General features: G+C 60.8%; 10 protein-coding genes and 1 tRNA gene. 5 read left to right on the top strand and 6 right to left on the bottom strand.

Going from position 1 to position 16,396, the window contains the following annotated elements; genetic code table 11:
• Positions 1-18: 18 nt before the first annotated feature.
• The 4 genes from GJ693_RS02300 to GJ693_RS02285 are packed head-to-tail and all read left to right on the top strand — an operon-like array spanning position 19 to position 9,162.
• Positions 19-2,883 (top strand): SNF2-related protein, encoded by a 2,865-nt coding sequence (locus GJ693_RS02300; protein ID WP_156254723.1) that lies wholly within the window; start codon positions 19-21, stop codon positions 2,881-2,883.
• The gene (locus GJ693_RS02295) at positions 2,883-4,733 is read left to right on the top strand and encodes an AIPR family protein (protein WP_156254722.1); all 1,851 of its coding nucleotides are present in this window, start codon (positions 2,883-2,885) and stop codon (positions 4,731-4,733) included. Before GJ693_RS02300 ends, GJ693_RS02295 begins: the two co-directional genes overlap by 1 nt.
• Positions 4,730-6,487: a site-specific DNA-methyltransferase gene (locus GJ693_RS02290; protein ID WP_156254721.1), complete on the top strand. Its 1,758-nt coding sequence runs from the start codon at positions 4,730-4,732 to the stop codon at positions 6,485-6,487. The genes GJ693_RS02295 and GJ693_RS02290 overlap by 4 nt, the downstream gene beginning before the upstream one ends.
• Entirely contained in the window at positions 6,484-9,162 is a 2,679-nt protein-coding gene (locus GJ693_RS02285; protein WP_156254720.1) for a DEAD/DEAH box helicase, read from the top strand. The genes GJ693_RS02290 and GJ693_RS02285 overlap by 4 nt, the downstream gene beginning before the upstream one ends.
• Positions 9,163-9,241: 79 nt before the next feature.
• On the opposite strand, the gene GJ693_RS02280 is transcribed toward GJ693_RS02285, so the two are convergent.
• From GJ693_RS02280 to GJ693_RS02255, 6 genes are all read right to left on the bottom strand, one after another.
• Positions 9,242-9,317 (bottom strand) — tRNA-Lys (locus GJ693_RS02280).
• 129 nt (positions 9,318-9,446) lie between these two features.
• The gene (gene rodA, locus GJ693_RS02275; protein ID WP_156254719.1) at positions 9,447-10,556 is read right to left on the bottom strand and encodes a rod shape-determining protein RodA; all 1,110 of its coding nucleotides are present in this window, start codon (positions 10,554-10,556) and stop codon (positions 9,447-9,449) included.
• 5 nt (positions 10,557-10,561) lie between these two features.
• Complete coding sequence (mrdA, locus tag GJ693_RS02270) at positions 10,562-12,550, bottom strand: penicillin-binding protein 2 (RefSeq protein ID WP_156254718.1); 1,989 nt, start codon at positions 12,548-12,550, stop codon at positions 10,562-10,564.
• Positions 12,543-13,103 (bottom strand): rod shape-determining protein MreD, encoded by a 561-nt coding sequence (mreD, locus tag GJ693_RS02265; RefSeq protein ID WP_197041901.1) that lies wholly within the window; start codon positions 13,101-13,103, stop codon positions 12,543-12,545. The genes mrdA and mreD overlap by 8 nt, the downstream gene beginning before the upstream one ends.
• Positions 13,104-13,116: 13 nt before the next feature.
• Positions 13,117-14,073, bottom strand: coding sequence for a rod shape-determining protein MreC (gene mreC, locus GJ693_RS02260; RefSeq protein WP_156254716.1), 957 nt, complete (start codon positions 14,071-14,073; stop codon positions 13,117-13,119).
• Between the two features lie 22 nt (positions 14,074-14,095).
• The gene (locus tag GJ693_RS02255) at positions 14,096-15,136 is read right to left on the bottom strand and encodes a rod shape-determining protein (protein WP_156254715.1); all 1,041 of its coding nucleotides are present in this window, start codon (positions 15,134-15,136) and stop codon (positions 14,096-14,098) included.
• A gap of 156 nt (positions 15,137-15,292) precedes the next feature.
• On the opposite strand from GJ693_RS02255, the gene mutL reads away from it, so the two are divergent.
• Positions 15,293-16,396 (top strand): DNA mismatch repair endonuclease MutL (mutL, locus tag GJ693_RS02250; protein WP_156254714.1); only part of this gene is annotated, 1,104 nt, incomplete at its 3' end.

Here is a 16,396-nt window from a genome sequence, read left to right as displayed (position 1 = left end):
CTCGGCTAACCCTTGGTTATGGCTGGCATTAACGAGTATCACGCAAAATTCATAGCGTCGGACTTGGTTCGGCGGCGTTCGGCCGATAGTTCGGAACGGCTTGCGATCGCTGTTGCGGGTGCGCAGGTCGACATGAACCCGCACCAAGTTGATGCGGCACTATTCGCCTTTGCGTCACCCCTTTCAAAAGGAGCCCTGCTGGCTGATGAAGTCGGATTGGGGAAAACTATCGAAGCCGGTTTGGTCATTTCCCAACGATGGGCCGAGGGCAAGCGGCGCATCCTGATCGTTGCGCCTGCCAATCTGCGGAAGCAATGGCATCAGGAACTCAGTCAAAAGTTCTTCCTACCCTGCGAAATTCTTGAAGCTAAGTCATACAACCAGTTGATCAAGAGCGGTGAACGCTATCCCTTTGACCGCCCGGGACGCGTCGCGATCTGCTCCTACCAGTTTGCCCGCAGCAAGGAATTGGATGTGCGCGGAACTGCGTGGGATCTTGTTGTTTTGGACGAAGCCCATCGCCTTCGGAACGTTTACAAGCCCTCAAATGTGATCGCTAATACCTTGAAGCGGGCCTTTGAGGGTAGGCAGAAGCTGCTACTCACCGCGACGCCACTGCAAAATTCGCTTCTCGAGCTTTTCGGCCTGGTGAGCTTTATCGACGAGCACGCATTTGGTGATCTGAAGAGCTTTCGCGAACAGTTTGCCAATCTATCTCAGGATCGATCGTTTGACATTCTCAAGGAGCGGCTGCGCCCCGTTTGCCATCGCACTTTGCGTCGACAGGTAACCGCATATGTGCCCTACACTCGCCGTCACGCCATCCTTGAGGCGTTTGACCCGAGCGAAATTGAAGACCGTCTTTATGATCATGTGACCGAGTATCTCGGGCGCTCGAACCTTCAAGCGCTGCCACCAAGCCAGCGATCACTTATGACGCTTGTCCTGCGGAAGTTGCTCGCATCATCGACCTTCGCCATCGCCGGGGCACTAGGTTCTATCGCAGACCGCCTGCAAAAGCGTCTCGACAATGCGGAGCCTAGCCAAGACCTCGTTGACGAGTTGGATGAGGATTACGAGGTTCTCGACGAGACAGCCGAGGAATGGGGTGATGATGAGGTCGAGCCGATATCTCACGAAGAAGCGCAAGCACTCAGGAACGAGATTGCCGACCTTCGTGAGTTTACGAATCTGGCCACATCCGTCGAGCATAATGCGAAAGGCCTAGCCCTTCTCAAAGCGTTGAAAGTCGGCTTCGACAAGGCACGAGAGCTTGGCGCAGCCGAGAAGGCTATCATCTTCACCGAGTCCCGAAAGACCCAGAGCTACCTTCTCCGCCTTCTAGGTGACAGTGACTATGCAGAGGGCATTGTCCTGTTCAATGGTTCCAACACCGACCCAGAATCTAAGCAAATCTATGATGTTTGGTTGGCCAAACATACCGGTTCGGATCGCATTACCGGTTCGCGGACAGCGGACATGCGTTCCGCTTTGGTTGACTACTTCCGCGAAAAGGGGCGGATCATGATTGCGACTGAAGCAGGCGCTGAGGGCATAAACCTCCAGTTCTGCTCGATGGTCGTGAATTATGACCTGCCTTGGAATCCCCAGCGGATCGAACAGCGCATTGGCCGCTGCCATCGCTATGGGCAAAAGCATGATGTCGTGGTGGTCAACTTCCTAAACCGGAAGAATGAAGCTGATCGCCGTGTTTATGAACTACTAGCCGAGAAGTTTCAGCTATTTGAAGGTGTTTTCGGCGCCAGCGATGAGGTGCTCGGGGCAATTGAATCTGGGGTTGATCTCGAAAAGCGCATTGCCGGCATCTATCAGCAATGCCGTCAGCATGACGAGATCAAGGCTGCATTCGACAAGCTGCAATTGGAGCTCAGTCTTGAAATAAATGAGGCCATGACGAACGCACGGCGTAAGTTGCTTGAAAATTTTGATGACGAGGTAAGGGAAAAGCTGCGCAATACTAGTGAAAACACAACCGCGCAGCTTAAAGGCTTCGAGAGAAGTCTGATGCGCTTGGCCGAGTTTGAATTGGCCAATGACGCGCACTTTATTGACGACTCCAGTTTCAACCTTATGCGTCATCCCGAATGGCTGGCCGCTGACGAGATACCTACTGGCCTCTATGAGCTGCCGAGACGGACAGGCGAAGCGCACCTGTTTCGGATCAATCACCCACTGGGTGAGGCGATTGTCGCTCGCGCGAAAGGGCGTAATCTCCCTATCGTTGAAATGACCTTTGACCTATCCGGGCATGACGGGCAGGTCTCGATCCTGAACCCGCTTAAGGGGCAATCCGGGTGGCTAACTGCAAGGCTGCTGAGCATTGAAGCTTTGGGGCAGGGCGAAGACCATCTGCTGCTTTCTGCCATTTCTGATGGCGGGACGATCCTTACCGATGAGATGACCAGCCGCTTGATGACGGTCGGCGGTGCGGTAGGCTCCGAGGTTGCCGTTCCAATCCTGATTGATGCTGCACTTGCCAATGCTATCGATCAACAGCGGGCGCATGTTCGGCAGGCCATCTCGGAGCGCAATGCCCGTTTCTTCGAGGAAGAGGCGACCAAACTCGACGGTTGGGCAGATGATCTGAAAGTTGGACTGGAACGTGAGATCAGAGAGATTGACCGGCAGATTAAAGAGGCCAGGCGTGCGGCAACGGCGGCGCTGACGCTTGAGGATAAGCTGGCGGGCCAAAAGGCCGTCAAGGCGCTGGAAAGCGAGCGCAATAGCAAGCGGCGCTCACTGTTCGATGCACAGGACCGCATCGATGAGCAGCGGGCCGAGCTCATCAACAATATCGAGGCGAGGCTTGAGCAAAAGGTCGATGAAGAAAACCTCTTCACGATCCGGTGGAGCGTCATCTGATGGCGGATCGTCCGATTGAAGTTCTGGCGTTAGCGCCCAAGCTTCATGAGCTTTTCGACGGCCATTTACCGATCAAGGCAAATGGCGATGCGGATCAAAATGAGCGGGATTTTCTTAGCAGGGCGCTCGCCGCCTATGCGCTCCACAAGCTTGGTGGTGCATCAATTCAAGATGCCGCCGCAGGCGTCGTCGATGGCGGTGGCGATGGCGGAATTGATGGAATCTACTTTTCCCCTGTCACCAATACGCTTTGGCTGGTTCAGTCGAAGTACATTCATTCAGGGACGGGCGAACCGGACTTGGGAGACGTTACTAAGTTCAAGACCGGCCTTGAAAACATGCTCGAAGGGCGTTTTGATGCCTTTGCAGAAAACGCGAAAATCACCGCCTTACGTCCCCAGCTTGAAGCGGCTCTAAAGAACGCGTCAACGCAGGCCCGGGCCGTGCTGTGCTATTCAGGCCTTTCGTTTGTTTCCGAGGACCGCAAACATTTGTTTGAAAGCTTGCGCGCGAAGCTCGCGCTTGATCAAACAGACGATTATTTCGCGTTCCAAGCGGTAAACCTGACCACTTTGAATGATTGGGTCAGTGGCGGGGATGTTGGGCCGGGGATCGAAACGGTCGAGCTTGAGATCGTTCGCCCTGGCTATGTCACCACGCCTTACGAAACCATCTATGGTTTGATCCCGCTAGAGAAGCTGAAGGCGCTTTACGACGAACACGGCGCAAAGCTGGTGCGCGCGAACATCAGGGGTTTCAAAGGCAGTACCGAGGTTAACGAGGACATCCAGAAAACGCTCTCAGATGAGGCGCAGCTATTCCACTATCTCAACAACGGGCTGACTGCTTACTGCGACCGGCTGGAGCTCTACCCCGTTGATCGAACCAACGCGGAACGCAAGCGGGTAACCGCCAAGGGCTTTGCCATCATCAATGGCGCACAAACGCTTGGCTCTATCGCCAAATGCGTTCAGGTTCCCGAAGGTGATGCTGCTCCGAAAGGGTTCGCCTTTATCAAGATCGTATCGCTGGAAAAGTGCGTGGATGACCGTGCTTTTGCGGATCGGATTTCGCGGACGGCGAACTTTCAGAACACCGTGCTCCTCAAAGACTTTGCCGCCGCCTATCCACTGCATGCGCAAATGGCATCGACCCTGAGGCCGCATGGGATCGGTTATCATTACCGCATTGATGAGGATACGCCTGACGCCGACGAGACAAACTTCACCATTGATGAGGCGTTGACGGCATGCGCGTGTCTGGCCAACGCCGCAGATTGCGATCTCGTGACCCGCGTTGCCGCAAACCGGCCCTCGCTTCTGTCGTTGGACGTTGCCTTTCCGGATGATGTCCTGTGCCCCAGCCGCCACCAGCGCGTGTTTCCGCAAGGCCTTTCGGCACGGTCGGCTTGGCGCGCGGTCCAAGCGCAGCGGATCGTGCTGAAAGGGATGGGGGACAGCGCCAAAGCGGCCAATGGAGCAACCAAGTCGTTTTACACGAATGCGCGTTGGATCGTCCTGTCGGCGATTTATGTTAGGCTTAAGCCGCAGGAGGGCGAAGCCTTAGCGTTGACGGCCGACGAGCAGGCCGCGATCTCTGCCGCTGTGTCGGACTATGCCGAGAAGCTGCTCGCTCAGGCCGTGGCCAAAGGCTTTGCGGCCTATGAGGCGGTCCTTGGTGGGCTGCAGGTGTTAACGACGCAGCGCGACTTCCAATCGGTGTTTAAGACCCAAGGCGACTGCCAAAACCTGTTTGGTGCGCTAAAGGCTGCTATCTTCCAACCTCAGAATCAAGGGCAGGCAGCTCCCGCCGTTGCGCCGCCCCAGCCGAATGAAACCGATATCACATGACGAAGAAGCAGAAACTTGAACTGACATGGGTGGGCAAGGAGAACCGGCCCCGGCTGGAACCGCGCATTCTGAGGGAGATTCCTGAGAGAAGCTATCACGCAGCGGCGCGGGTGAGTGACAATGACATCTTCGACAATATCCTGATCCATGGCGACAATTTGCTCGCGCTGAAGGCCTTGGAGGCGGATTTTGCAGGTCAGGTGAAGTGCGTGTACATTGATCCGCCATTCAATACCCAACAAGCGTTTGATCATTATGAGGATGGTCTTGAGCATTCGCTATGGCTTGCTTTGATCCGTGATCGGCTGGAAATCATTCATCGATTGATGGCTCCCGACGGAACCTTGTTTATCCACATCGATGACAACGAACTTGCCTATCTTACCGTTCTAACCGACGAAATTTTTGGCCGGCGGAACCGCATAAACATCGCCACTTTCAAACAGGGTTCTGCAACCGGCCACAAGTCCATCAATCCCGGACTTGTCAGTACGTCCAACTTTATCCTCATCTACGCTAAGGATAAATCGGTTTGGAAGCCAAACCGTGTTTTCACTGCACGGTTTGAGCGCGATAAGCGTTACGGACAGTTCATTGAGAACGTCGCCGAACCATTTGCTGAATGGCGTTTCTGCACATTGATGCGAGCCTTTTCAGACGCCAAAGGTATCCCAGAAAAGGCGGTGAAAAAGGCACTCGGAGATGACTTTGAGACTGAGATGACCGCATTTGTTCATGCAAATGCTGAGGCGGTAATACAGCTTGCGAGACCAGACTATAACGCGGTCAGCTCAGCTGCGCGCGAAATGATTGATGCATCCAAAAGTGCCCCCCGAGAGGTTTTCAAGCTCGAACGGCCGAACCTCTCGGATATGTATTTCATCGGCGGACAGCGTATCCTTTTTTATGCGGACAAGCTAAAGCTCGTCGATGGTCAGTATGTTGCCGGTGAGCCGCTGACTAGTATTTGGGACGACATCCTGTCTAACAATTTGCATAACGAGGGCGGTGTCGATTTTCCAAAAGGCAAGAAGCCGGAGGCGCTCATCAAGCGCTGCCTTGATTTATCGACAAACCCGGGAGATTGGGTCCTAGATTCATTTGGTGGGTCTGGAACTACGGGAGCAGCTGCTCACAAGATGGGACGCCGCTGGATTATGGTGGAGCTGAGGGACCAAGCTCACACTCACATTCTGCCACGCCTCCAAAAAGTGATTAATGGCAGCGACCAGGGCGGGATCAGCAAAGCGGTCGATTGGAAGGGTGGCGGTGGCTTCCGCTACTACGAGCTTGCACCAAGCCTGCTTGAAAAGGACAAGTGGGGTCGCGAGATCATAAGCCGGGACTATGACGCGGCGATGCTGGCGGAGGCGCTGTGCAAGCTGGAAGGCTACACTTATCAGCCAAGCCCCGATATCTGGTGGCAGCAGGGTCAATCGAGCGAGCGCGACTTCCTCTATGTCACCACGCAGACGCTGGGGCCGGATGAGCTGGCCGCGCTGTCCGATGATGTCGGGCCGGATCGTTCGCTACTGATCCTGTGTTCCGCATGGCGCGGCAATGCCGATCAATTCGCCAACCTCACCTTGCGCAAAATCCCCAACCACATCCGCTCCAAATGCGAATGGGGGCATGACGACTATTCGCTGAACGTCGCCAACCTGCCGATGGCGGAGGCGGTGGAGGATGACGCGCCACCACCCGCGCGCAATCCCCTGCAAGGCGGCCTGTTTGACGGGGAGGACGGGCAATGAGCAACATCCGTCATGTCAACGCGATCAGCAACCGCCTGAGCCTGCGAGCACCGCAGCGCCGCAGCCTCGAAATCCTCGACCGGATGACCGAGATCGTCGCGCCCCGCAAAGGCGCTGACCTAAAGGCCGCGCTGGAGGCGATCCGCAGTGAATTCCCCGGCGTGACTGATTTCGAGCGCGAATTCCCCTCGCTTTGCTTCGCGCTGGCAACCGGCGTCGGCAAAACCCGGCTGATGGGGGCCTTCGTCGCTTATCTGCACATCGCGCACGGCATCAACAATTTCTTCGTGCTTGCGCCTAACCTTACGATCTACAAGAAGCTGATCGAGGATTTCACACGCAACACGCCCAAATATGTGTTCAAGGGCATTGCCGAATTCTCCGTGATGACCCCCGAGGTCATTACCGGCGAGAATTACGAGAGCCGGGGCGCGCTGCTGGACGATGTCCTGCGCTGCAAGATCAACATCTTCAACATTTCCAAGATCACCAGCGAAGTGCGCGGCGGCAAACAGATGCGCATCCGCTCGATGCAGGAAACCCTTGGCGACAGTTATTTCGATTACCTTTCCAAGCAGCAAGACCTTGTCATGCTGATGGATGAATCCCACCGCTATCGCGCCACGGCGGGCATGCGGGCGATCAACGAGCTGAACCCGGTCATGGGCCTCGAATTGACCGCGACGCCCTTTGTCGAGGGCAGCAAGGGGCCGGTGCCGTTCCGCAATGTGGTGTTCGACTATCCGCTCGCCCGCGCGATGGAGGATGGCTTCGTCAAGGACCCGGCGGTCGTCACGCGCAAGAACTTCATCGCAGCCGGGAAAACGCCCGCGAGCATCGAACAGATAAAGCTGGAGGACGGCATCCGCTTGCACGAGCGAGTGAAGGTCGATCTGGAAACCTATGCCCGCGAAAATGGCGAGCGGATCGTCAAGCCCTTTGTCCTCGTCATCGCCCGCGACACGACCCATGCGGCGGAACTGATGAAGCTGATCCAGTCCGACGTGTTTTTCGGCGGCAACTATGCCGAGAAGGTGATTCAGGTCGATTCGAGCGTGAAGGAAGAGGAAACGGTCGAAAAGCTGCTGACCGTGGAGCACGCCGACAACCCGGTCGAAATCGTCATCCACGTCAACATGTTGAAAGAGGGCTGGGACGTAACCAACCTCTACACCATCGTGCCGCTTCGCGCCGCCAATGCCCGCACCCTGATTGAACAAAGCATCGGGCGCGGCCTTCGGTTGCCATATGGCAAACGCACTGGGGTTGCAGCGGTGGATCGCCTGAACATCGTGGCGCATGACCGCTTTCAGGAGATAGTGGACGAAGCGAACAATCCCAGGTCCCCCATTCGGCTGCGCACGCTAGTGCTCGATGAGGAGATATTGGACCACAAGAAGGTAACGGTTGTCGCCACACCGACCATTCTTGCGCGCTTGGGCCTGCCTTCGGGGCAGGGCGATGAGGGTGCGAAATATGCAGGCACGCAGCCCAAACCCAAGTTTGAGGATGCCGAGACGCAGCGCGTCGCACAGCTCACCTATGAGGCGATCCGGAAGCTGTCGCGTGATCCGTCTGTAGTTCCGGACATCAGCTATCTAACCCGACCCGATGTGCAGGAAAAGCTCGTCCGCGAGGTGCGGAGCCAATATCGCCCGCAACAGATGGCGCTGGAAGGCGTAGTCCCGCCGCCGGACTTCGCCAAGATTGCCGCTGAGACCTCATCTGAGGTCATCGACCAGACGATCAGCATCCCGCGTATATCCCTGATGCCAAAGGGCGAGGTGAAGGCAGGATTCCGACCCTTCAAGCTGGACCTTTCGACCATGAACCTCGTTGCGCCTGATGGTGCCTTGCTGGCCCGCTACCTTGATCGGAATGAGGCGGATACCATCGGCGTCATTCAGGGCAATTTCCTCGAAAAGACGCCAGAGGACTATGTCGTCAGCGGACTGATCAACTTCCCTGACGTTTCGTATGATGACAATGCCGATCTCCTTTATGATCTGGCGGGACAGGTTGTGGAGCATCTCCGTTCGCGGATGGAGCACAACGAACTGATGGCGCTGTTGCAGGCGGAGCAGGACGTAATTGCCCGCGCTGTCCGAGCGCAAATGCTCAATCATTATTGGATCGATGACACGGTCGAATATGAGGCGGTGGTCAAACAGGGATTCACCGAAATCCGTTCATCGGCCCATACGTCTGAGAAGACCGAACCACTCGATTATCGGTTGCCGCCTGCCGATAAGTCCAACATGGCGCGCTACCTGTTTGGGGGGTACTCCAAGTGTCTGCTGACGCCGGTCCGTTTCCAGTCTGATACCGAGCGCAAGCTCTCGGTCATTCTTGAGCGTGAGAGCCTGAAATGGTTCAAGCCCGCTAAGGGGCAATTCCAGATGTTCTATCGCGATGGCAGCGATCATCAGGAATACATTCCGGACTTTGTGGCGGAGACTGAAATCGAGATCCTTATGCTTGAGCCTAAGATGGCGACAAAGATGCAAGATAGCGATGTGCTTGCGAAGCGTGACGTGGCCACAAAGTGGTGCCAGCAAGCGAGCGAGCACGGAATGCCACATGGCGGCAAGCCGTGGCGCTACGCTCTGATCCCGCATGATCAGATCCAAGACAACATGGGATTGGATTTTATCGTGAAGCGGTTCGCAAGCTAGGTGCTGCCGCGATCTGGTGCCCCATTGATGCCCCGCCAGTAGGCGATGCCCGCAACTCACATCTAAGTCATTAAGAAGGTGGTGGACGCACCAGGGCTCGAACCTGGGACCCGCTGATTAAGAGTCAGCTGCTCTACCGACTGAGCTATGCGTCCATTCGCCGATCGGGCGAGGGATCGGGCGGCGAGGCCGTCCGGTCGGGAGCGGGCGATTAGCAGGGGGGTGGGGGGTTGTAAACCGGTTTTTTGGGGCAGCGGCTCGATGGTCGGCACCAAGCCAGCCCCTCAATCCAGTCGGGGCCGGTTGGCGCGGGCGATGCCCATGACGACGCCGAGCAGGATCATCACCGTCATCATCGCGCTGCCGCCCCAACTGATCAGCGGCAATGGGATGCCGACGACCGGGGCCAGGCCCATCACCATCATCATGTTGATCGCCAGATAGAAGAACAAGGTCGCGATCAGGCCCAGGCTGAGCAGGCGCTGGAACTGGCTTTTCGCGTTCATTGCAGTGCGGATGCCCCAGGCAAGCACCATGCCATAGAGAATGATGACATAGAGCCCGCCCATCAGGCCCCATTCCTCTGCCATTGTGGCAAAGGCGAAATCGGTGTGCAGTTCCGGCAGATAATCGAGGTGGCTCTGGGTGCCGCCCAGGAATCCCTTGCCGGTAAGGCCACCCGAGCCAATGGCGATCTTGCTCTGGGTGATGTGATAGCCGGCGCCGCGGGGATCGCTTTCGGGATCGAGGAAGATCAGCACGCGCTTCCTCTGATAATCGTGCAGCATGTTCCAGGCGATGGGCAGCATCGCCGCCACCGCTGCGGCCGCCGTGCCGAACAGCCACAGCCGCACCCCGGCCAGGAACAGCACGACCACGCCGCCGAACAGGATCGACAGCGCCGTGCCCAGATCGGGTTGCAGCATCACCAGCCCGACCGGCATGGCGATCAGCGCCAGCGCCGGCAGCAGCACATCGGGCCGACTTTCATAGCCCTTGGGCACATATTGATAATAGCGCGCCAGCACGAGCACGATGGCCAGTTTCATCATCTCCGAAGGCTGGAATTGCATGATGCCGATATCGAGCCAGCGCTGGCTGCCGCCACGCACGGCGCCGGCGACCTCGACGCCGACCAGCGCCACCAGCAGCGTGAGATAGATCGGCCAGGCCCAGCCCAGCCAGCGTTCCGGCGGCACCAGCGCCAGCGCCAGCGCACCCACCAGCAGGATGGCAAAGCGGATGCCCTGTTTCAGCGCCCACGGGTTCAGCGAGCCGCCGGCAGCCGAATAGAGCACCACAAGGCCAAAGCCGGCAATGGCGCAGACCAGCAGCACCACCCCCCAGGGCAAGCGGCCGAGTTCGCGGCGCCAGGGACCGTTGAGCAGGTCCACGGCGCTTACTCCGGCTCGCGCGGGGGTTGCGGCGCGTCCGGATCTTCGATCTCGAACTGCGGCGGCTGGATGTCGAGCTTGAGCCAGCTTGGCATCATCTGGCGGGTTTCGGTGGCGATGCTGGCGGCGGCCTCGCTGGCTTCCCGGGCGGCGCGGGCGCGGGCGGCCTCGGCCTCGATCGGTGGCAGTACGGCCAGGGCCCGTTCCGGCTCGAACAGGAAGCTCAGCACGTCGCGTGCGATGGGGGCGGCATATTTGCCACCGGCAATGCCATGTTCCAGGATCACCGAACAGGCATAGCGCGGGGCATCGGCCGGGGCAAAGGCGACGAACAGGGCATGGTCGCGCTGCTTCCACGGCAGCGCCTCGTTGCGGATGACGCCGCGCTTGCGCTCGGCCGCCGAAATGCGGCGCACCTGGGCGGTGCCGGTCTTGCCAGCGAACATCAGATCGGCAATCGGGCTGCGCGCGGCCCGCGCCGTGCCGAAGCCGGCGTTGACGACGTCGATCATGCCCTGTCGCACGATGGCCAGATGCGATTCCGGGATGCCCAGGGAGGGGAATTCCGGCGCCTTTCCGTCAGCGATCAGGCGCGGCATCACTTCGCGGCCGCTGGCCAGCCGCGCCGTCATCACCGCCAATTGCAGCGGGTTGGTGATGATATAGCCCTGGCCGATGGCAGCGTTGAGCGTCTCGCCTTCGCGCCAGGCCTGCTTGTACCTGCGCTGCTTCCACGCCTTGTCGGGCACGATGCCGCTGGCCTGGCCGGGCAGCGGCAGCGGATATTCCTGACCAAGGCCAAGCCGTCGGGCCATGGCGGCGATGGCATCGATGCCCACCCGGCGCCCCATTGTGTAGAAATAGATGTCGCACGAAAGCGGCAGGGCGCGGTGCATGTTGACCCCGCCATGGCCGCGCCGGGCGTGACAGTGCCAGACATTGTTGCCCAGCCGATAGGCGCCCGAACAGCCGACCGTCTCGCCCGGATCGATGCCAGCCTCGAGCGCGGCGAGCGTGCTCACCATCTTGAAGGTTGAACCGGGCGGGTAAAGCCCCATCGCGCTCTTGTTCAAAAGCGGCGTATGGTCATCCGTCTGCAGGGCGTTCCACAATTTCGCCGGCACACGGCGCGAGAAGATGTTGGGATCATAGGCCGGCATCGAGACCATGCAGAGCACGTCGCCCGTGATGCAGTCCATGACGATGACGCTGGCCGAATTGTCGCCGAGCCGGCGCGCGGCGTAGTTCTGCAAGTCGCGGTTGATGGTGAGACGCAGCGTGTCGCCGGGCCGGTCTGCCTCGGTGCCCAGTTCGCGCACCAGTTCGCCGCGCGCCGTCACTTCCACCCGCGATGATCCTGCGACCCCGCGCAGGCGCTTGTCTTCGTGACGTTCAATGCCATCCTTGCCGATGCGGAAGCCGGGGTAGATGAGCAGCGGGTTCCTGTCCTCCCGATATTGCTCCGGCGTTGGTGCGCCGACATAGCCGATGAGATGCGCAAAGCGCTCGCCCTCCGGATAGAAGCGCGAGAAGCTCTGCACCGGGGTGACGCCGGGCAGGGTGGCGAGGCGCACATTGCAGGCGGTGAATTCCGGCCAGGTCAGGTTCTGGCGCACCACCACCGGCATGAAACTGGGCTGGCTGGCGCAATCATCGCGGATGCGCAGTTCCTCGCCGACATCGAGATCGATGACGCCGCGAATGGCGATCAGCGCGGCATCGAGATTTTCCACCTCGGCCGGACGCAGTTCCAGCCGATAATCCGGGCGGTTGAGTGCGATCGGCTTGCCGCCGCGATCGACGATCCAGCCCCGGCGCGGCGGGATCAGCCGATCCTGCACGCGATTTTCCTGCGCTTTCAGCTGGTAACGTTCGCCTTCGAACACGGCGAGCCAGGCCATGCGCCCGGCCAGCACCGCGCCGGTTGTGGCCATGCCCGCGCCCAAGAGCAGGGCACGGCGCGAAAATTCCATGCGGCGGACAGGATCATCCATGGCGCCAGAGCGGTGCCGTCGCCGCCAGCCGGCGCTGTACGGCGGCGCACCCCCGCGCCACCAGCGGCCAGGCCATCACGCTGGTCAGCCATTGCCAGAGCAGCGGCAGCACCGGCGTCGGCCGGCCAGCCAGTGCCATCAACGGCCCGGTGAGCAGCAGGAAGCCGAACAGCACGGCAGCGACCAGCAGCCAGTCAAAGCCGCTGCCATGGCGGCCGAACAGCCGGCCCGACAGGCGCATTACCCCGGTGGCGATGGCGAACAGCGTGGCATTGACGCCGAGCGGCACGCCGAACAGCAGATCCGCCAGCGCGCCGATACAGAAGGCCAGCCAGGGCGGCATCAGCGCCGGCTGCAGCATCGCCCACACCAGCACGCCCATCAGCGCCAGGTGCGGCATGGCCGGCACGCTCAAGGGCAGTGGCGCCAGCATCAGCACCAGCAGCATCATGCTGGCCAGCGCCGGCACGGCATAGCGCCACGTCGACAGCAGCCAGCGCCGGCGTTCGGCCGGAGTCATCAGCAGGGCAGGGGGCGGCGGCGTGGCGATCACGGGCGATACGGCGTCATTGCGCCGGGGCTTCGGCATCACGCAGGCGCGGTGGCGGGGCGCCGCGGGTGCGGGCCTCCACCGGCACCGGCGCATCGAACACCGGGCCCTTGGGGCTGGTATCGGGAATCGGCAGCCACGCCTTTTCCACCGTGACAAAGCCGCCGCCGAGCGGGCTGGCGGCTGGGCGGATGATCGGGCCATCGCTGCGCGGATCGACCACCACACCCACTGGCACGCCGGGCGGATAGACCCCGCCATCGCCTGAGGTGACGATGCGATCGCCCACCACCAACGGCACATCGGGGCCAATGCGATCGGCCAGCAGCAGGGTGGGCAGGTTGCGCCCGGTGGCAAGGCCGGCCTGGCCGGTGCGTTCGACAATGACCGGCACCCGGCTCAAGGGATCGGTGATCAGCAGCACGCGGGCAGAAAAGCGCCCAACCTCCAACGTGCGGCCGACCAGGCCTTCCGCGCCGATCACCGGCATGTCGCGGGTGATGCCATCGCCGCCGCCCACGGCCAGCATGGCGGTGCGGGCCACGCTGCCCGCAGTTGCCGCCGCGATGCGGGTGGTGGCGACCACGGTGCGGGTGGGCTCGCGCACGGCCATCAGCCGCTTCAGTTGCTGCAGTTCGCGCTGGCCGGTGCGGGCGGCACGCAGTCGGGCATTGGCCTTGTCGAGCTCGGCTTCCAGTTGCTCAGCCCGCGAAACGGCGCCAAAATAATCGCTGAATTCGCCGCCCAGCTTGGCCGCGCCATCAATGGGCGCACGCACAACCGACCACACCGGCGCAACAATATCGGTGGCGGCCGCCCGCACGCCGTCGGCGGTTTCGGGATTGACCCGCGCCACCAGCAGCAGGATCAACCCGGCCGCAATGACGCCGCCCGAAATGACGGCCGAGACAAGCGCGAGATTCTGCTCCCGCCGGATGGCGGTGGGTCGGCGAGGGGCGGGAGTCCAGTCCATGGGTCCCCTGGTGCGAGCCGGCTCAGGCCGTGATCAGGACACCGCGATACATCGGGTCTTCCAGCGCGCGGCCGGTGCCGATGGCAACGCAGGTCAACGGTTCGTCGGCCACGCTCACCGGCAGGCCGGTGGCTTCGCGCAGCACCACATCGAGATCCTTGAGCAGGGCGCCGCCGCCCGTCAGCACGATGCCCTGGTCAACGATGTCGGCGGCCAGTTCGGGCTGGGTGTTTTCCAGCGCGGCGCGTACACCTTCGACGATGGTGGCAACCGGTTCGGCCAGCGCTTCGGCGACCTGGCTCTGGTTGATCTGGATCTCGTTGGGCACGCCGTTCATCAGGTCGCGGCCCTTGATGAAGATGGTCTCGCCAATGCCGTCAGCCGGCTTCTTGGCGGTGCCGATTTCCTTCTTGATGCGCTCGGCCGTGGCTTCACCGATCAGCATGTTGAAGTTGCGGCGGACGTAGTTGATGATGGCTTCGTCCATCTTGTCCCCACCCACGCGCACGCTGGTGGTATAGGCGAGCCCTTTCAGCGACAGCACGGCGACTTCGGTGGTGCCACCGCCGATATCGACGACCATCGAACCGATCGGTTCGGTCACCGGCATGCCAGCGCCGATCGCAGCGGCCATCGGCTCCTCGATCAGATAGACCTGGGTGGCGCCGGCGTTGTTGGCGGCGTCGCGGATGGCGCGCTTTTCCACGCTGGTCGAACCCGATGGCACGCAGATGACGATTTCCGGATAGCGGCCGAAACGGCTGGTCTGCACCTTCTTGATGAAATGCTTGATCATCTGTTCGGCAACATCAATGTCGGCAATCACGCCATCGCGCAGAGGGCGAATGCACTCGACGTTGCCGGGGGTGCGGCCCATCATCACCTTGGCTTCGTTGCCAACGGCCTTGACGATCTTGTTGCCGCGGATGGTCTCGATGGCGACCACGCTCGGCTCGTTCAACACGATGCCGCGGCCGCGCACGTAAACCAGCGTGTTGGCCGTGCCCAGGTCGATGGCCATGTCCTGGGAGAGGAAGGAAAACATCCGGCTGAAAGGCGACATATTTGGGGGCTTTTACCAAGACATGAGGATGGAATTCGCGAACCTGCGCGACCAATCAGCCGCCTTTGGCCCCGAATGCCCGATTCTGCAAGGGTGAAGGCCAAAGTGGAACGGGGAGCACATGACAGTGCGCCCAACTGCCCCTAATACAGGCCGGTGCCCATTCGTCGCCTGCCTGAAACGCTGATCAACCGCATCGCCGCCGGCGAGGTGGTGGAGCGGCCGGCCAGTGCTGCCAAGGAACTGGTGGAAAATGCGCTGGATGCCGGCGCCCGGCGGATCCGGGTGACGTTGGTCAACGGCGGTATCGATGGCCTGGAAGTGGCCGATGACGGCATCGGCATGGCGCCCGATCAGTTGCGGCTGGCGGTGGAGCGGCATGCCACCTCGAAACTGCCCGACGAGGATCTGCAAGCCATTGATACCATGGGCTTTCGCGGCGAGGCGCTGCCGTCGATCGGGTCGGTTGCCACGCTGTCGCTGACCAGCCGGCCGGCCGAGGGTGAGGGCTGGCGGCTGGTGCTGGACAATGGCCGGGTGGTGCACGACGGCCCGGCCAGCGCGGCGCCGGGCACGGTGGCGCGCGTCGAAGGCCTGTTCGCCCAGGTCCCGGCCCGGCGCAAGTTCTTGAAATCACCGCGTTCCGAGCTGGCTGCCTGTCTCGACCATATCCGGCGGCTGGCGATGGCGCGGCCAGAGGTGGGCTTCGTGGTCGAACAGGAGGGCCGCCGCCTCCTGAACCTGCCGCCGCTACCCGATGCCAGCCCACAATCGACGCTGGCGCGGCTGGCGGCGATCATCGGCCCGGATTTTGCCAGCAATGCGGTGGCGGTGGATCTGGAACGCGAAGGCCTGCATCTGGCTGGCCTGGCGGGCCTACCAACCTGGAATCGCGGTGTTTCCGATCACCAATATCTGTTTGTGAATCAAAGGCCTGTGAAGGATCGCCTGCTGGTGGGCGCCCTGCGCGGGGCCTATCAGGATCTGCTGGCCCGCGATCGCCATCCGGTGGTGGCGCTGTTCCTCGCCGTGCCGTCCGATTTTGTCGATGTGAATGTCCACCCCGCCAAGACCGAGGTGCGATTCCGCGATGCCGCCCAGGTGCGCGGGATGATCGTGTCGGGCCTGCGCCGGGCGCTGGACGAGGCCGGGCACCGCGCCAGCACCCAGGTTTCGGGGGCGGCGCTGGCGGCCTTCGTGGCCGAACCGGTGGCCGCGGTGTCCGGCGGGTGGACGGAAATGCCGCGCGGTGGGCCGGGG

The organism is Sandarakinorhabdus oryzae (assembly GCF_009733735.1).
In the GTDB taxonomy this organism is placed as follows: domain Bacteria; phylum Pseudomonadota; class Alphaproteobacteria; order Sphingomonadales; family Sphingomonadaceae; genus Sandarakinorhabdus; species Sandarakinorhabdus oryzae.
This window is presented reverse-complemented; position numbering and strand designations above follow the sequence as displayed.

Coding starts and splice junctions, on each gene's coding strand:
- GJ693_RS02300 (WP_156254723.1), top strand. CDS start 19: ATGGCTGGCATTAACGAGTATCACGCAAAATTCATAGCGTCGGACTTG.
- GJ693_RS02295 (WP_156254722.1), top strand. CDS start 2,883: ATGGCGGATCGTCCGATTGAAGTTCTGGCGTTAGCGCCCAAGCTTCAT.
- GJ693_RS02290 (WP_156254721.1), top strand. CDS start 4,730: ATGACGAAGAAGCAGAAACTTGAACTGACATGGGTGGGCAAGGAGAAC.
- GJ693_RS02285 (WP_156254720.1), top strand. CDS start 6,484: ATGAGCAACATCCGTCATGTCAACGCGATCAGCAACCGCCTGAGCCTG.
- mrdA (WP_156254718.1), bottom strand. CDS start 12,550: ATGGATGATCCTGTCCGCCGCATGGAATTTTCGCGCCGTGCCCTGCTC.
- mreC (WP_156254716.1), bottom strand. CDS start 14,073: ATGGACTGGACTCCCGCCCCTCGCCGACCCACCGCCATCCGGCGGGAG.
- GJ693_RS02255 (WP_156254715.1), bottom strand. CDS start 15,136: ATGTCGCCTTTCAGCCGGATGTTTTCCTTCCTCTCCCAGGACATGGCC.